Consider the following 21209-nt stretch of genomic DNA (forward strand, 5'->3'; position numbering starts at 1 on the left):
GACCGGCCCCTCGCCGGGCATCACGTCCCTGACCTGGTTCTTCCCGGAAGTCGGTGCCGACCGCTCCGCCCCCGCCGGACGGCCGGCGGGGGCGGAGCGGACGGATCGGAGCCCTCGGCCTCCTCGGGCCGAGCCTCCGGTCCGCGGGGGCCTACTTGGCGAAGGCCGCGACGCCGTTCGGGGTGCCGAGGCCCGTCGGGCCGTCGTAGCCCTTGCCCGCCTGGCACAGGTAGGTGCCGCAGGACCCGTTGGCGCCGTCGGAGACGTCGTTCAGCTTGTCCGGGTGGGCGTACGGGTAGGACGCCGGGTCGTCACCGGAGGCCGGGGTGCCCGCGAGGGCGTAGACGCCGGCGATGAACGGCGCGGAGGCGCTGGTGCCGCCGTACACGTTCCAGCCGCCGGCCTGGTAGGTGTCGTAGACGGCGAGACCGGTGGCCGGGTCGGCGACGGCCGCGACGTCGGCGACGGCGCGCTTGCCGCAGCCGGTGTCCTTCTGCCAGGACGGCTTGGCGCCGTACTGCGCGCAGCCCGAGCCCGCGCCGTCACCGCCCGCGGACGCGCCCCAGACGGACTCGGACCAGCCGCGGGTGCTGCTGTCCTTCTTGAGCGAGGTGCCCCCGACAGCGGTCACGTACGGGGAGGCGGCCGGATACTCGACGCCGTAGCCGCTGTCACCGGAGCTGACGGTGATGGCGACGCCGGGGTGCTTGAAGTACTTGTCGTCGGCGGAGGTGTCAGCGGCCTCCTCGGCGCCGCCGTAGCTGTTGGAGACGTACTTGGCACCCTGCTTGACGGCCTGGTTCACGGCCGCGCCGAGGTCGTCCATGCCGGCCGACTTGGCCTCGACGAGCAGGATGTGGCACTGCGGACAGGCCGCACTGACCATGTCCACGTCGAGCGAGATCTCACCCGCCCAACCCTGGTCGGGTGCGGGGTACTTCGTGCCGCCGTCCTGGTCGATCTTCTGGAAGCAGCCGTTGCTCGTGCTGCACTCGGGCAGGCCGTACTGCGACCGGTAGGCCGCCAGGTCCTTCTCGGCGTTCGGGTCGTCGTTCGCGTCGACGATCGCGACGGTGGCACCCTTGCCGCCGTCCTTGGGCAGGTTGTAGGCGGCCTGCAGGTCGGCGGGTCCGAGGCCCTTGGGGGTGTCGTGGCGGCCGAGGGACTTCAGCGCCTTCAGGTCGGTACGGACAACCGCTTCGCACGCCATGTAGCCGGGCTTGCTCGGCTCCGAACAGAGCCGGTGGGCGGGGGCTGCGGCGGCCGTGGGGGCCGCTGCGGTCGGGTGGGCCGTGGCGGCCGTCGTCGCGAAGGCCGCCGACTGTGAGGCGACGGCCAGGCCGCCGGTGATCAGGGCCGCTGCGGACAGGAGCGCGGGCGCGCCGCGGCGTATCGGGTTCCTTCTGCGGTGAGAACGCAATGAACTGCCCTCCGTGGGGGGATGGGAGGCTCCACACCGGCGGCCGGAGGGCTCTGCCCGCACGTTATGTCACGTGCATGACAATCGCTTTCCGTTGGGGGTGGCCGGATGGGGCCGCATTCGGGCAAGGCTGTCGAGTGCCACCCCGGTCAGTGGTGGCTGTTGAAGAGGTTAGGGACAGTTTGCCGAAGAGAACAGAGCCAGTTGGTAAAACATCGCCTTCAACTCCCGTGCCGCAGAGGTACCTTGTGCAGCCATGGAGCTGGATGATGGAACCGTCAACGACCTGATGTCACTGGGCCTGCCTCGCTACGAGGCACGGGTCTACCTGACTCTCATCAGGCGTGGTTCGTACACGGCCGCCGAGGTGGCGCGCGAAGCCGATGTGCCACGGCAACGGGTGTACGACGTGCTGGACGCCCTGATCCGAAGACAGTTGGCCACCACTCACCCCGGGCGGGTGGCGACGTACTCGGGCGTCACACCGGAGTTGGCCCTCGCCCGGCTGATGGCGGTGCAACGGGAGTCCGTCGACCGCCTGGAGCGGGTCTCGCAAGGTCTGTCCGAGGTCCTGCAGCCGCTCTACTTCCAAGGACGGGAACACACCGACCCCCTGGACTACATCGAGATCCTGCGCGACCCGAAGGCCATCTCCGAACGCTTCGCCGACATCCAGCGGCAGGCGCGACACGAACTGCTCACCTTCTGCAAACCGCCGTTCGTCGCCCCCGCCGAGAACACGGAGGGCATGGAGGTGGTCCGCCGACTGCACCGGGCGGGCGGCACCGTCCGGGCGATCTACCTCGACGCCTCCCTGGACGACCCCGAGACGATGGACCACGTACGACGCTTCGCCGCCGCGGGGGAGGAGGCCCGCTTCGCCGCCGAACTCCCCCTGAAACTCGTCATAGCCGACGCCTCCCTCGTCCTGTGCGACATGCCCGACCCGGTGGCCGGCGAGGGCACCACGACCACCCTCTTCATCGAACATCCCGCCCTGGCGAGCTGCCTGAGGCTGGCCTTCGACACGGTCTGGAACGGCGCGGCACCCGGACCGGCGACGGGGTGACACGGCGAGGCATGGGCCCGGCCGGGGAGTGCGGGCGTCCGCGGCACGATCACCATCGACGAGCGTCCAGGGAGGCGTTGGGGGCCTCGGAGACCTCGTCCTTCAGCCCGGCGCAGGTGATCGCGCGGCTGTCGCGGGGCTCACCCAGCAGGGCCGTCGTAGGTCCGTGTCCACGCCGGGCGCTGGTGTGACGGGAGTGGCGATGGAGGTACTGATCGTGGACCGGTGGCGGGACACCCGGAGCGGTGAGCCGCTCGACGCCGCCCCGGCACAGCTTCGTGTTCCTGCTCTCCGACCACGGCGTCCGCGGAATCCGGGTGGCCCGGTGGTTCGGGTCACCCGGATCCGCCTCGGCTGCCGTAACAGGCCCTGGGGCGGTTACTTCGGGGGGACGAGCATGTGTTCGGTGCCGAAGGTGGCGCCGGTGTGTGTGTACATGGTGGTCTCACCGTCGGACCAGCGGACGACCAGGTCGTCAGGCCAGCCGTTGGAGTCGTAGCTGCCCGCCGTCATCACCGAGTCGTGGGACCAGATACTGCCCGCCGAAGCCATGTGGACCTCCCTGCCGACACCGCCGGGGCCGGTCTCCTGGAACTGGGAGACATGTCCGTCGGACCAGCGCACCAGGGTGTCCCAGTTGTTGCCGCCGGTGAAGTCACCCGCGGTCACCAGGGTGGCGTCCTTCCAGGCGCTCTTCGGCTTCTCCAGCTGGTGTTCGGTGCCGAAACCCTTGTCGCCGACCGCGGTGTAGTCGGTGACTTCGCCGTCGCTCCAGCGCACCAGCAGGTCGCTGACGTACTTCGCGGTGCCGAAGCTGCCCCCGGTGATCTGATCGGCATGGCTCCAGATGGATCCGGCGTCGGCCAGTTTGATCCCGCCGTCCAGGCCCTTGGCGCCGACGTCGGGGAAGAGCCTGACCTCGCCGGAGTCGAACACCACCAGCAGGTCCGAACCGTTGCCGCCGGAGAAGTCCCCACCGGTGACGGACTTGGCGTCCTGGAAGATGCCGTGGCGTGCGGCCAGTCGGCGCTCGCCGGTGAAGCCGCCGTTGCCGTCGCCGGTGTACAGGGTGACCTCGCCGTCGGTCCAGACCGCGATCAGGTCGCCCTTGCCGTTGCCGGTGTACTCGCCCGAGGCCAACAGCTTGGCGTGGGACCAGGTCTCACCACCGCCCATGGAGTACGGCAGCGGCGGCTGGTCGTAGGTGCTGCCGTGCTGGGGGACCTGGTTCTTCTTCGCCTCGTCGTACAGGCGGAAGAACCAGTCGCCGTGCATGGGGCTGTAGGTGAGCCAGTCGTCGTCGGCGTCGTCGCCGCCGCCGTGGTAGCCGCCGACGTTGCCGATGATCTCGCCGGTTCCCTTCTTCCAGTCCACCTGGGAGAACCAGGGACCGCCGGAGACACCGCCCCACATACCACGGCACTTGGCCTGGATCTGGTAGAAGCCGGGCAGCGCCTCCGTCTGCGCGGGGCACCGCACCGGATGGTCCTCGGGGTCGTGGCTGGAGGGGTAGCCGACCATCGTGACCTTGTTCAGGTAACCGGGAGTACGCACCAGCGTGTTCGCGCCCACCACGTCCTGCGCCTGCTTGCCGCTCTTCGAAGGCTCGAGCCGGCCGAAAGAGAAGTCCAGATCGGAGATGGGCTTCTTGGTGTTGTGCACGTACCGGTTGTCGGTGAAGAACTTGGCGACCCGGTAGAACCCGAACGTCTGCTTGTCCAGCGTCTTTTCGGCGGCGTACATGGGGACGAAGACGGCCTTGCCCCCGTCACAGTGCCCCGCGGTCAGGATCAGATTGTGGCCGGGGCTCTCCACCACGCTGGCGGTGCAATGGTGCGCGTGCATCCGCTGGGTGGTCGGGTCCGTGTCGTAGGTGAAGATCGTCCCGACGGATGGCAGGCCGAGGATGTGCTCCGCGGTCGGCATGTCGGCCGCCACGCCAGGTCCGGCCGGAGCCGCCCGCCGCAACCGGGCCTTGGCGCTCGGGTCCGACTGCTGTGTGGGCCGCGCCGGGTCGGTGGCCGAGGCCATGCGTTCAGGCGTCCAGAAGCGGATGGCGTCCTCGTCCGAAAAGTCGTCGTCGCCGGTCTCGGTCGCGGCGGACCCGCTCGCGCTCGCCGAGGGTGAGGCCGAGGGCTCCCCGGTGCCGGTCCCGGTCGAGGGGCTGGCAGAGGGCGAGGGCGCGGGTTCGCCGGACGGTCCGGCCGAGGTCCCGGCGGACGGTCCGGCGGACGGCGCCGTCACCGGGGACAAGTGGGGCGCCGGTGTGGCGTCCTGAACCTTGGCCTGCGCCTGGGCGAGGCCTCCCCCTCCGGTCAGGAGCAGGGCAGTTCCGGCCGCGAGGACCACGAGGCGCGATATTCGTCTGTATGAGGTATGCAAGGAATGCTTTCTGAGTCATGGACGAACTCCCTCCGGACCGGAAGGGGCCGGAGGGAGCGAAGGAAAGACGGAGGAAGAACCGAGGAAGGCGGGGAGCACAGTCCGGCGCGCGCCCACCGGCGCCCGCTCGAGCCGCCCGGGGGACGGTCCGCGGCCGCCGGGTCCGCCGCTACGCGGAGGGCGCTGCCTTCCGTGAGCGGCGGCGCCGCACCGCGAACGCGCCGCCGGAGGCGAGGGCCAGCCCCGTGGCCGCGACGCCACCGGTGACCGCCCAGGACGGGTCGCCTCCGTCCGCGACGGGCCGGCCGGCGATCGTGACGTGCTGCTTGGTGGTCTGCTGCCCGTGGTGGCTGACCACCGTCACGGTGTAGCGGCCGTCGGGTACGTCGCCTCGCACTTCTCCGTGGCCCGCGTAGACCGTGCCGGGGTCGTCGCATTTGCAGCCGGGGTCGTCCGGGCTGCCCGTCTTGATGGTCAACGGGCCCTTGAGGATCGGCGAGGTGACGGTGAGGGAGTCCTCCCCCGGTGCGGCCCGCAGGTCGGTGAGGACCACCCGGACGTCACTGCCCGGGCGGAGGGAGGCGGGTGTGTCGCTGCCGGGGGACGCGTTCCTGGGACCGATGACGAACCGGTAGATCTGCGCAGTGTTCTCGGCCAGGACCTTGAGTCGTGCGGTGGCGACGGTACGGCCGTGGCTCGTCGCGGTGACCGGATAGGTGCCCGCGCGCAGGCCCGAGCGGACGCGGTGGTCCGTTCCCGGCGCGTCCACCTGGACCGACTGCGTCGACCCCTTCTTCAGGGGAGTCAGGGTGATCGGCTCCTGCAGGGCCGGGGAGGTGACCTCGACCTTGTCCCATCCCGGTGGCATCCCGTCGAGGCTGAACGAGACGTCGTCACCCGCCTCCAAGGCGAGGTTCTGAGCCACGTGGTACTCCAGTCGGACCGCCGGACGCGGGCTGCCGCCCGGAGCCGGGCTCGCGCTCTCGGCCGATGCCACTGCCGCCCCTCCCAGCAGAGCGGTTACGGCGAGACCGGTGACACCCACGACCCCAACTGCTTTGCGGAACAACGATTCCCCCATGGTCAGAGATGGCTGGGCCGGTACGACCGCATCCTTCAGTCGACCAGGAAGAGGGCAGGAGGGGGCAGTTGGTTGCCGACGACCGGGGCTCGGCATGGGCGACGAACCGGGTTCAGCACGCGACGGACTCAATGCACCGTGGCACCAGAGGTCTTTTGTGGTGCGGGTTACGCAGAGTCGTGACGGCTGTCGCGGGCTGCGCCATGCCGGGAGGGTCCCGACGGCGGTTCCTCTGCCTCAGCCGCGCGAACCAGGCCTGGACGCGCTGGAAGCCAAGTTGCCAAAGGCGGCAGCCCACTTGGACGCCGCCCAGCACGACCTGCTGGCCTTCACCGCTTTCCCGCGTGAGATCTGGCGGCAGATCTGGTCGAACAACCCGCAGGAACGGCTCAACAAGGAGATCCGCCGCCGCACCGACGTCGTCGGCATCTTCCCCGACCGCACCGCCCCGATCCGCCTGGTCGGCGCGGTCCTGGCCGAGCAGAACGACGAGTGGACCGAAGCCCGCCGCTATATGGGACGCGACCTGCCGGCCAAGGCCCGCCTCCACCCGATCGAGTCAGAAACCGACAAGTCCATCCTGCCCACCGAACTCACGGCATAGCCTCAAAACGAGATCACCGAGTGGCCGTCGATACACCACTCCAGCGGACGGGACCCCCACGACCTCTTCGTCCCGAAGCAAATCGGATGAGCCCTCCGCCCTGGGCCAAAGCATCTCTCACCAGCGGTGACGGTCCGCTGGAGTCCGTACTCGTCCGCCGTTGTCCGTGGGCGTTGTCACGCAGTTACACACTCAGCCGAGCCAGCGGGACCTCGCGTCGGCGGTCAACTCGACTTGGTGACGAGCCAGGTGAAGGCACCGCTGTTGCCAGTGATCCGGTCGGCCAAGAATCGGTGATGTCAGTCCAGCCGTCGAGGTAGGCGCTGCGCGCGCCGTGCTCTGCTGCCTGGTCATAGCAGAGGGTGAACCTGTAGACCCTGACGTCTTCAAAGATCGGTGTACTGAACGACGAGGCTCGACACCATGAATCCGTGATCAGTCCGGCACCTGGTGAACGGGAGCGGGCGGTGAGGTCAAGGCCGGCGGTACGCCATCAGCTTGGGAAGCTGCGAGCTTTTGGGGCCGGTTTCAGCGCCGACCTGGATGAAGGGTTCGCTCGGGGCCTCGACAGGTGCTGCCCCAGTCACCGTGGTTCCTCGCTGTTCCCCGCTCGATCCGGTGCGGTTGTGGTGCGTTCCGTCGGCGTTCGGAACCACCCAGGGACCTGTGCAGGTAGCTCAAAGGTGCTGCTTCGCCGAGCCGACGAGTCGGCTGATGTTGTCACGGGTCCGTGCTCTCAGCTCATCCAGCTCGGCCCTGGCGCCCGCCTTGGGAAGCTCCGTGATGTCCGCAAGTACGTCTTCCGCGGTCCGACTCAGCCTGTCGTCATCCGTCAGCATCTGCACCCGGAAAAGGGCCTCCTGGGCGCTGGAGCGCAAGTCGTAGGCGCGGATGCGCACCGCGTCGGGGTCCCCCGGTGGCGGCTGCTCATGCTCACAGAACCACAGATGGACCAGACAGCGCCGATAGTTGACCAGCGCGCCGGCGTAGGCGGAGTAGGCATCGAGTCGCTCCTGCCGAAGCTTCTCGCGGCGGGTGAACTGATGGCTCCTGTCGGTGGTGCGCTGCTGGAACGCCAGAGTGATCCCCGACCCGAGCAGGGTTCCGAGAACGGCTATGGCGCTGGCGATGATGGACTCCACGCCACAAGCTGATCACGTCTCGCCGCCATGGGTGGGCCGCTGGCCCAACTTCAGGCCAAGCCTGCGATGCCCTCGGCGCAACTGACGCCGAGGTCATGACCTTCTGATCCGTAGCTCTATGTGGATCGGTCGGTGAGGGTCATACCGGTCGGGCGACGGCTTTGCGAGGGCACTACTGGACAGGGCCGGTTGCTGTGGTGGCTGTACTTCGCTGCTGTACGCACTGGGTGCTTCGATCAGACGGTGTCGATCTGCCAGGCGATCACGCCTGTAGATCCTTTGACGCCATCGATATCGATGCGTACCGGCAGTTTGTGCGCGGTGAGCCGTTGCTGCACCACGGATTTGTCGCACGGCACCTCGGCCTTCGGCCCTGTACTTGCCGGTGTGAGTGTCAACTGTGCGTTGCCGCTGCCGATACACACCAGGTTGAGCTTGTATGTCTTGCCCTGGCTCAGGGTGGGCTCTGTATGGATGCCGTCGGTCACGCGCTCCGCGCCGGCCTCGACCATCGTTCCGCTGTGAACGGCGGCGAGCGCCGCCTGGGCCTGGTCGGTGAGCTTCTTCTCCTGCGCTCTGGTCGTAGCCTGAGACGCGCTCACTGTGGCTGATGACGATGTCGGGTTGGCGGCCGCACCTCCACCACTGCCGGAGGTGCACGAGGCCAGCAGCAGTGCCGACGCTGCCACAGCGCATCCGGCGAACCAGGCCCGCGGGCTCGAATTAGTCATGAGGAGGTTTCCCAGCACTTCCAACCAGTTTCGGACGTGGGCAAAATCAGGGAAGCTGGCGTCGCACCAGTACCACCACGACCAGCGCCACCAGAGCTGCCGCGTACAGCACCACAAGCGCTGGCGGAAGCCACGACTGGGGCAACCCTGCTTGCCGTGCCTCGCGCGCCTTCTTCACACATTCGCCTACCCCGATCAGCCCGCCCAGGAATTCGATCCAGTGCGCATAGCGGTGCCAACCCGGGTTGTTGAGGACCGTCAGCGCGAAGGCGCCGCCGCCCGTCATCACAGTCGCCCATAAGTATGTGGTGGACGGCACCATTTCCGGCTCGTCCTTCTCAACTGCACTATCTGACACAGCTTCCGCGTCCCCTTCGCTGTCGCGTCACGTCGGGCGATCATTGGCCGTTTGTTACAGACGCGACCGGGCAGCTCAGGGTTGCCCAGCTCACTGCGACCGACCGAGTGGCGTTCACTCTCGCCCGTCTACTCCTCGTGCACCCGGCAGATCTCTTGACCCACCACTCACCCCAGCTCCCATACCGCACGCCGTCGACCCACACACCGTGGAGCGGGCGTGGTTCATGGCGTCCAGGTGGAGCGCGCCACTACGAACGACCTGGACGCCATGGGCCGCGTCTGCTCGGCTCTGCCTGGGCCGATGGTGTGCGGGACGGGAGCCCTCAGCATCCGCCACAACGGATCCGCGGTCGGCGACGGCAGGCACCCCCTCCATCCCGGTGCCGGCCGATCCCCCGCCGGAGGCATTGTCTGACCGCGGCTTGCCGTCCAGGTCTCGACTCGGGGCCGTAACTCGCTGCGGCCCCAGGGTCCGGCCCCTGCGCCGTAGACGTGTGGGGGCCGGGCCCAGGGGCCAGCCCGCGCCATGTGCGGGCACTTGACCCGCCGGAGCCTCGACACATCGCGGTCTGGCGGTCGGTGCGGAGGAGCGGGGACACCAAGATCGGGAAGCCCCGGCGCACGCTCGCTCTGCCGGCGCGCTGCGTGGATGCCCTCTGGCAGCAGTTCGAGGATCAGGGGTGGGACCGGCTCGCCGCTGATGAGGAGTGGGAGGAACACGGCTTGGGTTTCTCGTCAGGAGTGGGCAAGCCGCTTGATGCCGCCAACGTCCGCCGAGCCTTCCGCCAGGCGCTCAAGGGGATCGACGGGATCAATGCCGTCGAGTGGACGTCGAGGGAGCTGCGGCACAGCTTCGTTTCTCTGCTGTCCGACCGGGGCGTGCCGCTGGAGGAGATCTCGCGGCTCGTCGGGCACTCGGGGACGGCCGTGACCGAGGAGGTCTACCGGAAGCAGAGCCGGCCCGTGATCCAGACCGGCGCCGTAATCGTGGACGGCATCTTCGGCACGCAGGAACGACGGCCGTAGCCACGCAGAAAGCGGTAGTCACTCAGATAGACACGCAAGCGAAAACAGGTGAGGCACCTAGGAACGTTCCTAGGTGCCTCACCTGCTGTTTCGGCTGTCGGGGTGGCGGGATTTGAACCCACGACCTCTTCGTCCCGAACGCGATCGCAGGCCGGCTTGACCTCCGTGATCATCTCGCTGGTCTGGGAGTAGGTCGTGGTCATCGTCCATGGACGTCCAGGACCGTAAGTACTCGTGCAGGCAGTTTGGCCCCCCATTTGGCCCCCAGTACGAGCGCGACCCAAGGGCAGCAAGTCGGACGACATCGGCTGAGCCAAGCTCATCGCCGAGCCACAGTAGGGCCCCCGCGTCCGGGGTGCCCTGCCCTATGCTGCACCTCATAACCCGAAGGCGCTCACGGCCGGGATGCTGGACCTGCTTGCGTTCCCGCAGAGTCGTCGACCGAGGTCGCCGCAGGTGGATCTGCAATCATCGCCTTCGCCAAGTCCGCCAGTACTTCGGCTCTGTGCCTGGCGCTGAGGCCTCCGTCTCGGACCATGCGCTCAGCAGCCAGGTATCTCGAGAACTCCAACGGCTGCTCGAAGTAAGCATGCAAGTGCGCAGCAGCGGCCTCCGCTGCCTTCACGAAAGTGCGACTCACATAGCCGGACAGGGCCGCAGCCACAGCCCCCAAGCCCCCCGCGACGACAGACCCAGCCGTCGTGCCCGCCCTGAGAGACACCACGACGAAGATCACGAGTAGGGCAAACCCCGCCCCGCTTGCCATCTGCGCGTTTCTAAAAGATCGCTTCGCTTGCCCCAGTGCGATCTCGTGGTAAAGATCCAACCGGGAGTGTGTGACGCCCCAAAGCGCCGGCAGAGTCAAGGCCGCCCCATCGCCGTCCTCGGGTGTCCTGACTTCTTGGGCGTGTAGGCGAAGCGCCTCACCCAAGAGGCGCTCGGCGTCGCGCAGTCGCTCTCGCCCCTCGACAACGTGAGGACTCTCGGTGGCCACCGGTGCCATCGAGAACGTTGCCAAGACAAGCGCCCCTAGGAAAAGCGCCATGCCCGTGATGCCCACGCTCTGAGCCGCACCCAAGGCCACCGCGTGGGTCTTGTTCAGAACTACGCCACCCACCACCAACAGAACGCCGAAGGCCGCCAGTACGCCGGCAAGCCTGCGGCGCCATCTCATTGATTGGCTGCCTGCGTCAGTCGACGAACTTCTCCCCATAGCTGATCAGCTTGAGGGTGCCAGGATGAACCGTCCACCGCTTGGGCCAACCTGATCACAGGCGAGCCAGGGGGAGCATTGTCCTGAAGGAGGACGACGTGGGCTGAGCCAAGCTCTGCGCAGGCGCGAGAGAGCCCGCACGTTGGTCCTGGACCGCTTGCTCCCAAACGCGATCAGGCGCTAGCACACCTTGCCAAAGTACTGTTCTGGCGCCCTCGTCCCACGCCCGTCCATCATCGGCCGTGAGAGTACGGCTGTGACTGCCTCGTTGGCCCCCCCCGTTGGCGCCTGTGAACGGACCCTCCGCGGGGGAGGCCCTTCGGACGTGCAGTCAGTTCAACGCGGCCACGACAGAGCGGGCAACCGCTTCAGCGAGACGGGGTGGCACGCTGTTGCCTACCTGAGCTTGAACCGACGACCGCGACCCGACGAACTCGAAGCTGTCGGGGAAGGTGAAGAGACGCTTCAGTTCAGGGATGCGTAGGCGCCTGTTGTCCCAGTGGAACGGACCTACGTACGGACCCGGTTGCGCCTGAATCGTCGGGGAGGGCTTGGCAGGGTCCAACTTCAGCAGGAAGGACCAGTACCTACTCCGCCACTCGAATAGCGGATCGGGGTGGCCGCGCTTCTCGGTATAGAAGAGGTAGTTGTCTCCCGGTGGAACATCGGGCAGGAGATGACCGAACTGGCCTCCTACGTTTTCCTCCGGCTCTGGATCACAAACGAGTCCCTCCAGAGCCTCGCCGGTCGTTACGTACGGAGCAGAACCTTCTGTACCCGATGACCTGCGCTCCCACTTGCCCGTGTGAGTCGCTGTAGGCAAGGAGGGAGTGCGCTCCCCTGCGGGCGCGCCGACGATGAAGAGGCGTGGCCTGGCTTGGGGAACGCCATAATCTGCAGCGTTCAGGACCTTCCAGTCGAATTCATACCCCGCCTCTTTGATCTCCTTCAGCAGTCGATCAAAGGCGGGGCGGCTGGCCTTGTTGTTATACGTCAAGGCATAGACGTTCTCCAGGATAAAAGCCCGTGGCTTTGACTCCCGAAGAACCCGCGTGTATTCCTGCAAGAGGCTGGCGTCGGGATCCAGCCCCTCTCGCTTCCAGTCCAGCCAGAATCCCGATTTCGAGAAAGGCGTGCACGGAGGGCCGCCTACCAGTAGATCGGGCCGCTCACCATTCTTCAGGCCAGCGCGATCCAGGATCTCGGAGGTGGTCGTTTTCAGGATGTCGTTGACGATAACGGAGTCGAGGGCAGGGAAGTTCTTCTCCATGGTGAGAGCCGCGTCCTTGTTGCGCTCTACCGCGGCTCGTACCTCGAAACCGGCGGCCTCGACGCCAAGGTCGAGGCCACCGGCCCCGGAGAATAGAGAGATCGCCACCCCTTGACTGTTCATGAGCTGTAGTGTGCCACAAGCGCTGGCAGGGGCGGGAGGGAGCTGCAGAGTTAGCTGTCCAAGGCGCCAAAGCCGCCCTGCGCAGCCTCGCGCAACCTGTCAAGCTCCGCCTGCTGCTCAGTCATGAGCTTGTTCAGTTGGTTGCTGACTTGCGCGCTGATCTTGAACTGGAAGCCGCGCCAGAAGCTGTAGAAATCCTGCGGCTTGTCGAACTCGCCGCGGCCATCCCGTAGTGCTGCGATGGAGTCCACCGCTCCGATGTACTCGCGTGTTGTCGATGAACGACGTCTGCTGGCAATGCGCCAAGGCTCCTGCACTATTACTTCGAGATCGTCCACGCGCCATGCCGAAGAATCGTTCAATGTGTAGATCACGAGAATGTCTAGATGGGAGTTGTAATCTCCGAAAGGTCGAAATGTTCCCGGCCAGTGAAGATTTGGCCACTTAAAATATGTGTTCCCTGTGTAAAGGGTGATTCTGCTTTGCGTCCGTCCGGTCGCAACCCCCTTCGTTGTAACTGCCCTGCGCGCCGCCTTGATGTCAATAGCATGGTATCCGCCGAATCGCGGTCCGAAGATTTCGAGGTCCGGATATCCGCGCTCTGATCCTCGCTGGTATTCGATCCCGTCTGTTTCGGTGATGGCGGCTAGGATGAAGTCAATGATTGAGACTTCGATGATATTTGCCAGCGCGGCCGGTTCCTTCGGGAGTGGAAGCAGGTGGCCTCGTGCGGCAAGTTTCTCTTCTAGATCTTTAGGGTCCGTGATTGTGATTGGCCAGTTGGCGTCCGGGCTGTCAGTTCGCAGCGCTCCCCTTACGTCGAACTTGTACCGGCCGCAAATATCACGCAGCCAATCTTTAATCATGTCCGCACTCGTCACGGGCCGATCTTGCCATGGAGGGGCCGCAAAGATGGGTGGAATTAGATATGCGCCTAATCTCGCGATCTGTCTCAAATGCCCCTTCTGTTGTCACGTGGGGCACGGAGGCATCAGGGTCAGGGCCCAGGTCAATGTGGCAGGAACCTAAGTTTCTCCTGCCTCGAGCGCGTATCGTCGCGCTAGATAGCCCTCGCGCAGTAGGTTCTTTGGCGTAACGGTGTTTCGTTCGGCAGCAAGTTCGCGGCTGGTCGGTGATCAGCGGCAGCGCCGACTGCCCGTGCCCTTCCAGGGGCCGGCCGCCCGTGCTGAGGGGCTGGCCCAAGTCGCTTCAGGGGCAACCCGGTTCTAAAGTCCCTGGGCTGACGCCGGTCCGAGTCGTAGCCCCGCCGGAGTGTTGGTTGGTGTACGTCGGCAGCCCTGCCTTCCCTGGTCACCAGGTGCAGAAGGCCACGGTCGCATCATCTCCGGACTTGTAACGCGGCCACCGAAGACCGGTGGGGTCTGTCGCCTCGACTCTGCGAACAGTCTCGATAAGTTCATGCGGGCCCCCCGATCGCAGCGTGGTGAACACCTCGTCCCATGTGGCCATGCCGTATTCGGTGACGAGCCTCGACACCCCGTCCGACATGATGGCTGCACTTCGTACGTCACCCAGCTTCGCTGTGCCAGTCAGTACGTGCCGGGCCGACTCCGGATCGGCCCCCGCGACCCAGTAACCATCTGTGGTGTTACGTACCTCTCTCTGAGCGAGCACGAGACGCTGTAGGGCTTCCCTGTGCCCCGGAGTGTGAGTCTCGTGGCGTTCGACTGCTGCTCGCAGGTCAGGAAGGACTTCGTCCACTCGCTGATCGGTGATCAGGGTGTAACCGTCCTTGGCATCGAGAACGACAGGAGAGTCTGCGAGCACGAGGTGGTCGAGTGCTCCCCACCTTTGCCGAAGTATCGCCACAGTGGCTGATGGCGTGCCTGGATTCCTGAGGTCGCACTCTGGGTGCAGCGCCGCAACGTGTGCCACAGCCTGCGCCAAGGCGTCCGACAGCGATACCTCTGGGTCAGCCAGCGTGGCCAGGAGGTGCCCTCCAAGCTGGGCGACGTACCAAGGGACGCCATGGCGGCAACCTGTCGGGAGGCCGGCGGTGCTTAGCCCGTCTAGCACGACGGCGACTGTGGGGGAGCCGGCCACCCAGTCTTCGTTCGGGTTCGTACCCCCCGGTCGGGTGTCAAAGCAAACTCGCATGATCAGCTCTCGTGTCGGTAGAGGGGTGTAACCCGGCTGCTCTCCGTGACTTCCAGGGTCTCGGGGTTGTGCCTGCAGGAGATCAGCGTGGAGAAGCGCTTGGTTCGCACCTCGCGGTACAGCTCCGCAAGGTTGTGCTCGAGGAAGTGCACGACCCCGTTGGCACCGATGGCGTGGATGCCCGCGATGTAGAGGAACGTTCCGCGGCCATCGAGGCGTGGGAGCCGCCCGAGGTAGCCGAAGTCACCTGCCGAGCCATCCTCATCCTGTGGTGATCGGTACGCCTGCCCGGTGCGCTGATCGACAAGGTGCCATGCATGGTCCTTCTCAAACCGCAGATTGTCGTCGCCCTCTAGTACCTGAGCGACTATGGGGGACAGCCGTGGGCCGCAGATAACCACGTGGTTCTCACGGTTCAGGTTGACGATGCCGGTCGGCGGGATGACCTCGTACTGAGCATCGAGTTTCATGCCGCTCAGCAACTTGCGCAGGTGCTCGAAGTTGTCGAGGTCTTCCCTTGTGACGACCTCGCTCGGGTTCTGCTCCGGGTCTTTCCCAGCCTCGTACTTGCCGCCTAGCGATACGGTCACGAGATCCGTGCCGAAGAATGCACGCTCTGGCGGTGGGCCGGCCGATGCAAGCTGGCCCACGCGCCCGCGACTCACTCCCAGCCGCGCTGCAATCTCCGATTGGGTCATGCCGGACGCTTGCGCCTCTTCGATCGCCTCGCGACGGACGCGTGACAGCTCCAGCACCCAACCCTGGTAGGTCCCCATCAGGTCGATTGCTGCCTTGGCTCGGTCGACCGGATCTCCGATGCCAGCGACCCGCTCCATGTCGTCGTGCACAACTCTCCAATCTTCGCCTAGGGGGGCTATCGAACCTTACCGCGAGAGGGGGTTGCGCGCAGCCCTCGCTTTGCTTACGGTACCTATCAGGAAACGGTGCAAGTCCCCCTAAGCAAGTGGGAGGGTCTGCGTCAACTGCTTTGACCTGCACGAATGCGCCCGGAGGGAAGCCCGCGAGGGCCGGTACGAAGGAAGCGACCGTTGCTTGAGAACTCAACAGAGTGCCTGAGGTAGATCACCCCACCTCCGCAAGCAAGTGGGTGGCGCACGTGGGTTCTGTCCCAGCGTGCGAGTACAGCGCGACTCAATCTCCGCAACACCGCTGCGGCCGGTTGCCTCCGCTGCTCGTCTCGTACGAGCAGCGCTGAGGGGAGCCGGATGTTCCGACTTCAACGGCGCGCGGCCCCGGTGCGGGAACACCGGGGCCGCTGTTCGGGCCGTTCCTGATCGAGAGGAACCAGACCCAATGAGCCACATCGTTACTGTTCAGGACGCTGTTACCGCGTTCGCTGACTGGCAGGAGCCGACCGCCACAGAGTTGGACGCGATCGAGCGGGAGATGCCGCTGGTTCTGGCGGAGGTCGACCTGCTGGACGCGCAGATCATCACGCTGGACCGCACGCCGAGCGAGCTGGACGCCCGCCGCCTGCGCCGGGCCCGCCGCCGGGTCCTGGCCGAGCGGACCGCGCTCGCCAACCACACCGCCACGGAAAGCCTGCCGGGTGGTGCGGCATGACGCGCATCCGCAGCGCCCTGCGGCGCCTGCTCGACCGCCTCTTCCCCCCCGCGGAGCGTCTGCCCCTGGTGATGGGCTCGGACTGCGGCGACACCGAGGAGTGGTCAGGCGAACGCTTCATCTGGGAGCCGGGCGACTCGGAGGCGTACGACGGGGAGGCCGGCCGATGAACCGCAAGACCGTGTTGCCCGCCGTCGCGATGACGGCCGTGTCGATGGTCCTCACCCTGGCCGTGGTCGTGATGTGGCTGGGTGCGGCGGTGCCGTGGCCAGTCGCACTGGTCGTCGGTCTCGGCATCGACGGCGGCTGGCTGGCCACCCTCGCCTACGAACGCCGTCTGGCCGCGCAGGGCGACCACAGCAACGCCGTCACTGCCGTGGGTTGGTGCTTCGGCCTGGTCGCGGCCGGCGTCCTGGTGGCGCACGCGCTCACCGCCGACGACTCCGCCGCTTGGCTGGCCGTCGCCTGGCTGCCTGTCGCGGCCAAAGCCCTGTGGCTGGTCCACGGACTGTGGGAGCGCACCGCACTCACCCCCGCCGCCCTGGATGCCATCCGCGGTATCCAGCAGGAGGCGCGTGACGAAGCAGCCGTGGCCCGCGCCCGGCTCCGCGCCGAAGCGGCCACCGAGGAGACCCGGCTGACCGCCGTGACGGGAGCCGGGGCACGCGTCGCACGCGTCCAGGCCAAGACCGCCCACACCCTCGCCGGGGCCTGGGCGACGCTGGAGACAGCCCGTTCCGGTGAGGGCACCGGACGGGCACTGACCAGCGTGACGGCCCGCGTCACACCCGGTGTCACACCCCGCTGGGACCTGCCCGTATGGGGCCCGGTGGAGCCGGTACCGGCGCTTCCCGAGGGTCCCGCGCTCACCGATGACGCGCTCGATGTTGTGGTGGACGAGATCCGGCACAGCGAGGATCCGGCCCTGTCGTATCGGGAGATGGCCTCCCGGTTCCGGGCGGCCGGCCACTCCGCCTCCGAGGTCCGCCTGCGGGCCGCGTGGAAGCGGGTCGTGTGATGGCGGCGCTGCCGGTGTTCCGGTGGCGTCTGGCCCCGGACGGCTACGCCACCTACCGCCAACTCCGGGCGCGCGGCCTGCGCCCGGGTGGTCAGCCGGTGGCCGCGCAGCTCGAACGTCCGCGCCGTCGGCGCGGGCCGCTGGTTGCCTACCTGTACCGCGTCGAGCTGGCCAAGCCGGTCCGGCCGATGACGCCGGCCCGGTGGGCGGCGCTGGACAAGGCCAACTGCGCCCGCCGCACCTGCCCTGCCTGCCGTCGGGATGCGGGCTACGTCATCCCGCCCTCGCTCGGCATGTGCGTGCCCTGCGCCTTCCCCGAACCCTCCCAAGCTGTGAGGAGTTCCTGACATGGGCAAGCCCGACACCCGCCGCCTGGACAAGGCGATCCAGCAGACCACCCGCAAGCTGGAAGCGGTCCAGAACCGCGAGATGTGGCCGCTGAACAGCCGCGAGCGCCGCGCCGTGCTCGGCGCGATCGGATCCGGCGCGGTCAGCCTGCACCGGGGCAACGGCACCGCCCGCGCGGACCGCAGGCTCGACACCGCCTGGCAGTCGGCCGAGACCCGGCTGACCACGGAAATCACGGCCCTGCGGATGGAGCGGCAGCGCATCGTGACCGAGGCCGCCAAGACCAAGGCCGCGAAGAAGTCCTCCGGGTGGTGGTGACCATGTCCCGCACCGACCGTGCCCTTCCCGTCCTGGCCTCGCACTTCCACTGCCCGGACTGCGGACCGCTGGTCTTTGGCGTCACCCGGGCCATCTGCGGCCAGGTGATCCCCGCCCCGGTCGTCGGCGACGGCCCCAGCCGCAAGTGCCCGCCGTGCAAGGCGGCCCTGCGCGCCCACCAGGCCGGCCACCGCCGTTGAGCCCGTGCCCGCCCCCGCTCGCGCCCCTGCCGAGCGGGGGCCCATCACCCCAGACTTCCCGCCCTTCGGGGCAGACAGGAGTACGTCCGTCATGAGCGGCAACGTCGTTCACCTGCACAAGGACACCGACCCCGACCCGGCCCCCGTGACCACGCTGACCGTGGTCCCCGACCCGCCGGCCGCGCCCCCGGTCCCGATCTGGGTCCGCTCCGGGCGCGCCATCAAGAGGGCCGTCACCCACCAGACCACCAAGACCACCGCCCGCACGATCGCCCGGCACTCCCTCTACATCGCCGGTGGCGCCCGGATCGTCGGGCGTCGGGCGTGGGACGGCCGGACCGCTGCCCGCTATGAGCGCTACATGCGCACGGCGGAAGCCGCGGGGAACTTCGAGGCTGCCGCCGATTGGGAGGAGCGCGGGCAGCGCTTCCGCGAGGCACGGCACCGCCGCCGCATGGATCTCCTGCACTCCCCGCTGGACGCGGCCAAGGGCGCCGCCGTCAGTGCCGGCATGGGCATCGGCGGCCTGGTCCTGCTCGGCATCGCGATGGCGATCGCCACCAAGGACGCCTCCGAGGTCGTCACCCCGCTGATGGCCGTCATCAAGTTCATCAATCTGATGGTCACCATCGTGCGGGTGGTGTGGGGCCCGGCGATCACGGTCGGCCCCCTGCTCGCGCTGCTGGCGCTGTGGTCGGTGGGCGCCCACCAGCAGGCCGCACCCCAGTGGGCGCTCCCCGCGAACGTCCGCAGCGGTGAGGGGGAGCCGATCACGCCGTCCATCGTGGTCAAGGCCCTGCGCGACCTCGGCATCCCCGCCCTGCGCAAGGCCATCACCGAGATGGGCGACGCCGGAGCGTCGATGCTGTCCCCGATCGTCATCGCCGGATGCGGGGTCGAGGTCGACGTGACCCTTCCCTCGGGGGTGTCCACCAACGAGGTCCAGGGCAAGCGGCGCAAGCTCGCCGAGAACCTCTCCCGGCACGAGCACGAGGTGTTCATCACCATCCCCACCGCCGCGCGCACGGTGCGGCTGTGGATCGCCGACTCCGGGGCACTGGACGAGCCGATCGGCCCCTCCCCCCTGGTCACCGACGAGACGTTGACCGCCAACTACGAGACCGGCAAGGCCCCCTGGGGCCAGGACCTGCGCGGCGACGCGGCGGCGCTGAGCCTGTATCAGCGGCACCTGCTCATCACCGGTCTGTCCAACCAGGGCAAGACCGCCTCCCTGCGCGCGCTCGCCCTGTGGGCCGTCCTGGACCGCACGGTCGAGGTGCGCATCGCCGATTTGAAGGGCGGTGACTGGGCCATGTTCGACGGCATCGCCACTGTGCTCATCCAGGGCCCGGCCGACGAACAGGTCATCCAGGCCACCGAGATGGTCGAGGGCCTGGTCGAGGAGATGAACCACCGCATCGAGACCCGCCGGACCAACCCGGACACGGTGTTCCCGCCGCTGATCGGCATCGTGGACGAAGCACAGGTGGCGTTCATGTGCCCGGTCAAGGACGAAGACGGCCGCCCCTACGGCGGCTCCAAGGCCACCTCCCGCTACTTCATGGCCGTCCGCAAGATCCACAATCAGGGCCGCGTCGTGAACGTGCTGATGTGGGAAGGCACCCAGGACCCCACCGACCAGAACCTGCCCAAGCTGGTCCGCGAGGGCGCCCACACCCGCGCCGCCCTCGCCCTGGGCACCGAATCCCAGTCCCGCATGGCGCTGGGAGACAAGGCCGTCGACGGCGGCGCCGCCCCGCACCTGCTGCGCCAAGGCCTGGACAAGGGCACCCTGGTCGTCGCCTCCGACGGCATCGACACCCCGGCCGGCCAGTCGTCCATCACCGTGCGCACGCACTACATCAGCGACGACGAAGCCAAGGCCATCGCCGCCCGCGCCCGCGCACTGCGCGACGGCATCACCACCCTGCACACCATCGAACGGGGCGAGGAGCGGGACCCGCTCGCCGACATCGCGGCCGTCGTCGGCAACGACCCCCGCGTGCGCACCCAGGAGGTCATCACCCGGCTCTCCGGACTGAACCCGGCCGCCTACGGCAGCTGGTCGTTCATCGACCTCAAGCGCGTCCTCGACAGCACCGGAGCCGAGCCGTACAAGTCCGACGGCGTCATGGTCATCAGCCGCGACCGCCTCAGCCGCGCCCTCGCCGACCGCGACGAGACGGGTTCCGCTTCCGCCTCCTGACGACAGGGAGCCGACCCCGCCCGGGCCAGGGAGGCAGGGAGAACTCCCTGAACCCCTCCCTGACCCGCCTCCCTGGCTCTGACCAGCCCGAATGATCCATCAGGGAGGCAGGGAGGCCCGCAGGTCAGACCCCCGAAGACCTCCTCCGGGCGGCATCTCCAAGGGGGTGCCGTCACCTCCCTCACCCAGCACCGAAAGGGATTCCGCATGTACCCCGAACCGACCCGCAACGCCCGCGACGGCAGGGCCGACGAGGTCCACCGCCCCATCCCGATCACCCCCGCGCCCGTGGTGGCGGTGCAGCCGGGCAACGTGCCGACGGTCGCGAGCGTCGTCCTACCGGACGGGCGGGTCGTCACCGGCTACGCCGTCGAGCCCGCCAAGCCCGAACCGGTCGCGGCCAAGCCGGCCGTCTCCCGCGCGGCGGTGAACGTCGCCCTCGGGGGCGTCGGGTTCCTCGCGGTGTGCGGCGGGCTGCTGCTGCTCACCACGTTCATCACCGCTCTGACCGCGCTGATCACCCAGCTGATCACTCTCACCGCCGTCCTCTTCGGCGGCTGGATCGCCGTCCAGGTCTTCAGCGCGAGCGGCCGCCGCGAGGGGACCACGGTCAACATCCGTAAGGCCGTCTTCAAGCGCAGCCACTTCCACGGCTGAGCGCAGCTAGCGGGTGACGAACAGGGGAGCTTCTCCCCGGAAGAACTGGCCGTAGTCGTCCGTCTCCATGGGATCGGCAGGGTACGGCCCGAGAGCGGAGAGGCTGGTCATGTCGTACATGACGCGGTCACTCCGCCGGATCTGGCCGGGAACGTACCTGGTCATCGCATGCTCGGCCGCCGACTCAGTCTCCAGCCAGTCGACCTCCAGTTTCGCCACACCGACCCGAAGCGGGCTGTTCTGTGTACCAGCGGCACGCGCCCGTGCACCCGCAGAGAACCCCTTGGGCGAGTACAGAACGGCGCTTTGGGCTGCCACGTCGAGAGCCTTGCCGACAAG

Annotated in this window: 22 protein-coding genes and 2 pseudogenes; 12 read left to right on the top strand and 12 right to left on the bottom strand. The window is 67.6% G+C overall.

What is annotated here, in order from left to right; all coding sequences use genetic code 11:
- Positions 1-151: 151 nt before the first annotated feature.
- Complete coding sequence (locus ACIHEJ_RS35960; protein ID WP_400141804.1) at positions 152-1420, bottom strand: S8 family serine peptidase; 1269 nt, start codon at positions 1418-1420, stop codon at positions 152-154.
- 256 nt (positions 1421-1676) lie between these two features.
- Here ACIHEJ_RS35960 and ACIHEJ_RS35965 point away from each other — a divergent pair, with 256 nt between their 5' ends.
- Positions 1677-2489: a TrmB family transcriptional regulator gene (locus ACIHEJ_RS35965; RefSeq protein ID WP_400141805.1), complete on the top strand. Its 813-nt coding sequence runs from the start codon at positions 1677-1679 to the stop codon at positions 2487-2489.
- 378 nt (positions 2490-2867) lie between these two features.
- On the opposite strand, the gene ACIHEJ_RS35970 is transcribed toward ACIHEJ_RS35965, so the two are convergent.
- The gene (locus ACIHEJ_RS35970; protein WP_400141806.1) at positions 2868-4520 is read right to left on the bottom strand and encodes a trypsin-like serine peptidase; all 1653 of its coding nucleotides are present in this window, start codon (positions 4518-4520) and stop codon (positions 2868-2870) included.
- On the opposite strand from ACIHEJ_RS35970, the gene ACIHEJ_RS35975 reads away from it, so the two are divergent.
- Complete coding sequence (locus ACIHEJ_RS35975; protein ID WP_400141807.1) at positions 4519-4767, top strand: hypothetical protein; 249 nt, start codon at positions 4519-4521, stop codon at positions 4765-4767. The genes ACIHEJ_RS35970 and ACIHEJ_RS35975 overlap by 2 nt on opposite strands.
- Positions 4768-5040: 273 nt before the next feature.
- Here the strand turns inward: ACIHEJ_RS35975 and ACIHEJ_RS35980 are convergent, their stop codons facing one another.
- Complete coding sequence (locus ACIHEJ_RS35980; RefSeq protein WP_400141808.1) at positions 5041-5796, bottom strand: hypothetical protein; 756 nt, start codon at positions 5794-5796, stop codon at positions 5041-5043.
- A gap of 412 nt (positions 5797-6208) precedes the next feature.
- On the opposite strand from ACIHEJ_RS35980, the pseudogene ACIHEJ_RS35985 reads away from it, so the two are divergent.
- Positions 6209-6556, top strand: a pseudogene (locus ACIHEJ_RS35985) (transposase); the annotation flags it as partial.
- Between the two features lie 677 nt (positions 6557-7233).
- Here the strand turns inward: ACIHEJ_RS35985 and ACIHEJ_RS35990 are convergent.
- From ACIHEJ_RS35990 to ACIHEJ_RS36000, 3 genes are all read right to left on the bottom strand, one after another.
- Complete coding sequence (locus ACIHEJ_RS35990) at positions 7234-7698, bottom strand: hypothetical protein (protein ID WP_400141809.1); 465 nt, start codon at positions 7696-7698, stop codon at positions 7234-7236.
- 236 nt (positions 7699-7934) lie between these two features.
- On the bottom strand, positions 7935-8387 hold the full coding sequence (locus tag ACIHEJ_RS35995) for a hypothetical protein (protein WP_400141810.1): 453 nt from the start codon (positions 8385-8387) through the stop codon (positions 7935-7937).
- An 88-nt stretch (positions 8388-8475) separates the two neighbouring features.
- The gene (locus ACIHEJ_RS36000) at positions 8476-8787 is read right to left on the bottom strand and encodes a hypothetical protein (RefSeq protein ID WP_400141811.1); all 312 of its coding nucleotides are present in this window, start codon (positions 8785-8787) and stop codon (positions 8476-8478) included.
- A 539-nt stretch (positions 8788-9326) separates the two neighbouring features.
- Here ACIHEJ_RS36000 and ACIHEJ_RS36005 point away from each other — a divergent pair.
- Positions 9327-9815, top strand: a pseudogene (locus tag ACIHEJ_RS36005) (tyrosine-type recombinase/integrase); the annotation flags it as partial.
- 394 nt (positions 9816-10209) lie between these two features.
- Here ACIHEJ_RS36005 and ACIHEJ_RS36010 read toward each other — a convergent pair.
- The 5 genes from ACIHEJ_RS36010 to ACIHEJ_RS36030 all read right to left on the bottom strand — a co-directional run bounded on the left by ACIHEJ_RS36010 (position 10210) and on the right by ACIHEJ_RS36030 (position 15387).
- A complete protein-coding gene (locus tag ACIHEJ_RS36010; protein ID WP_400141812.1) occupies positions 10210-10989 on the bottom strand; it encodes a hypothetical protein in 780 nt (259 codons plus the stop codon).
- A gap of 370 nt (positions 10990-11359) precedes the next feature.
- Positions 11360-12421 (bottom strand): DNA cytosine methyltransferase, encoded by a 1062-nt coding sequence (locus tag ACIHEJ_RS36015; protein WP_400141813.1) that lies wholly within the window; start codon positions 12419-12421, stop codon positions 11360-11362.
- 50 nt (positions 12422-12471) lie between these two features.
- Positions 12472-13302, bottom strand: a complete 831-nt coding sequence (locus ACIHEJ_RS36020) for a type II restriction endonuclease (protein WP_400141814.1) — start codon at positions 13300-13302, stop codon at positions 12472-12474.
- Positions 13303-13732: 430 nt separating this feature from the next.
- Positions 13733-14485, bottom strand: coding sequence for a hypothetical protein (locus ACIHEJ_RS36025; protein WP_400141815.1), 753 nt, complete (start codon positions 14483-14485; stop codon positions 13733-13735).
- 56 nt (positions 14486-14541) lie between these two features.
- Complete coding sequence (locus ACIHEJ_RS36030; RefSeq protein ID WP_400141816.1) at positions 14542-15387, bottom strand: sigma factor-like helix-turn-helix DNA-binding protein; 846 nt, start codon at positions 15385-15387, stop codon at positions 14542-14544.
- A gap of 466 nt (positions 15388-15853) precedes the next feature.
- On the opposite strand from ACIHEJ_RS36030, the gene ACIHEJ_RS36035 reads away from it, so the two are divergent.
- The 8 genes from ACIHEJ_RS36035 (at position 15854) to ACIHEJ_RS36070 (ending at position 20870) form a co-directional block, all read left to right on the top strand.
- Complete coding sequence (locus tag ACIHEJ_RS36035) at positions 15854-16123, top strand: DUF6284 family protein (protein ID WP_400141817.1); 270 nt, start codon at positions 15854-15856, stop codon at positions 16121-16123.
- Positions 16120-16293, top strand: coding sequence for a hypothetical protein (locus ACIHEJ_RS36040; RefSeq protein ID WP_400141818.1), 174 nt, complete (start codon positions 16120-16122; stop codon positions 16291-16293). The genes ACIHEJ_RS36035 and ACIHEJ_RS36040 overlap by 4 nt, the downstream gene beginning before the upstream one ends.
- Complete coding sequence (locus ACIHEJ_RS36045; RefSeq protein ID WP_400141819.1) at positions 16290-17141, top strand: protein spdB; 852 nt, start codon at positions 16290-16292, stop codon at positions 17139-17141. The genes ACIHEJ_RS36040 and ACIHEJ_RS36045 overlap by 4 nt, the downstream gene beginning before the upstream one ends.
- A complete protein-coding gene (locus ACIHEJ_RS36050; RefSeq protein ID WP_400141821.1) occupies positions 17141-17488 on the top strand; it encodes an RRQRL motif-containing zinc-binding protein in 348 nt (115 codons plus the stop codon). Before ACIHEJ_RS36045 ends, ACIHEJ_RS36050 begins: the two co-directional genes overlap by 1 nt.
- A 1-nt stretch (position 17489) precedes the next feature.
- Entirely contained in the window at positions 17490-17807 is a 318-nt protein-coding gene (locus ACIHEJ_RS36055) for a hypothetical protein (RefSeq protein ID WP_400141823.1), read from the top strand.
- 2 nt (positions 17808-17809) lie between these two features.
- Entirely contained in the window at positions 17810-18007 is a 198-nt protein-coding gene (locus ACIHEJ_RS36060; RefSeq protein WP_400141825.1) for a hypothetical protein, read from the top strand.
- 91 nt (positions 18008-18098) lie between these two features.
- A complete protein-coding gene (locus ACIHEJ_RS36065) occupies positions 18099-20213 on the top strand; it encodes an ATP-binding protein (RefSeq protein WP_400141827.1) in 2115 nt (704 codons plus the stop codon).
- Between the two features lie 207 nt (positions 20214-20420).
- The gene (locus ACIHEJ_RS36070; RefSeq protein WP_400141829.1) at positions 20421-20870 is read left to right on the top strand and encodes a hypothetical protein; all 450 of its coding nucleotides are present in this window, start codon (positions 20421-20423) and stop codon (positions 20868-20870) included.
- A gap of 6 nt (positions 20871-20876) precedes the next feature.
- Here ACIHEJ_RS36070 and ACIHEJ_RS36075 read toward each other — a convergent pair.
- Positions 20877-21209: hypothetical protein (locus ACIHEJ_RS36075; RefSeq protein ID WP_400141831.1), on the bottom strand; the 333-nt coding region annotated here is incomplete at its 5' end.

It is taken from the genome of Streptomyces sp. NPDC052301, from assembly GCF_044593395.1.
Lineage (GTDB): Bacteria > Actinomycetota > Actinomycetes > Streptomycetales > Streptomycetaceae > Streptomyces.

Bases quoted from the DNA above. Each gene is read 5' to 3' on its own strand.
- ACIHEJ_RS35965 (WP_400141805.1), top strand. From the start codon at position 1,677: ATGGAGCTGGATGATGGAACCGTCAACGACCTGATGTCACTGGGCCTG.
- ACIHEJ_RS36040 (WP_400141818.1), top strand. From the start codon at position 16,120: ATGACGCGCATCCGCAGCGCCCTGCGGCGCCTGCTCGACCGCCTCTTC.
- ACIHEJ_RS36070 (WP_400141829.1), top strand. From the start codon at position 20,421: ATGTACCCCGAACCGACCCGCAACGCCCGCGACGGCAGGGCCGACGAG.
- ACIHEJ_RS36050 (WP_400141821.1), top strand. From the start codon at position 17,141: ATGGCGGCGCTGCCGGTGTTCCGGTGGCGTCTGGCCCCGGACGGCTAC.
- ACIHEJ_RS36035 (WP_400141817.1), top strand. From the start codon at position 15,854: ATGAGCCACATCGTTACTGTTCAGGACGCTGTTACCGCGTTCGCTGAC.
- ACIHEJ_RS36010 (WP_400141812.1), bottom strand. From the start codon at position 10,989: ATGAGATGGCGCCGCAGGCTTGCCGGCGTACTGGCGGCCTTCGGCGTT.
- ACIHEJ_RS36060 (WP_400141825.1), top strand. From the start codon at position 17,810: ATGTCCCGCACCGACCGTGCCCTTCCCGTCCTGGCCTCGCACTTCCAC.
- ACIHEJ_RS35975 (WP_400141807.1), top strand. From the start codon at position 4,519: ATGCGTTCAGGCGTCCAGAAGCGGATGGCGTCCTCGTCCGAAAAGTCG.
- ACIHEJ_RS36015 (WP_400141813.1), bottom strand. From the start codon at position 12,421: ATGAACAGTCAAGGGGTGGCGATCTCTCTATTCTCCGGGGCCGGTGGC.
- ACIHEJ_RS35970 (WP_400141806.1), bottom strand. From the start codon at position 4,520: ATGGCCTCGGCCACCGACCCGGCGCGGCCCACACAGCAGTCGGACCCG.
- ACIHEJ_RS36055 (WP_400141823.1), top strand. From the start codon at position 17,490: ATGGGCAAGCCCGACACCCGCCGCCTGGACAAGGCGATCCAGCAGACC.
- ACIHEJ_RS36045 (WP_400141819.1), top strand. From the start codon at position 16,290: ATGAACCGCAAGACCGTGTTGCCCGCCGTCGCGATGACGGCCGTGTCG.
- ACIHEJ_RS36065 (WP_400141827.1), top strand. From the start codon at position 18,099: ATGAGCGGCAACGTCGTTCACCTGCACAAGGACACCGACCCCGACCCG.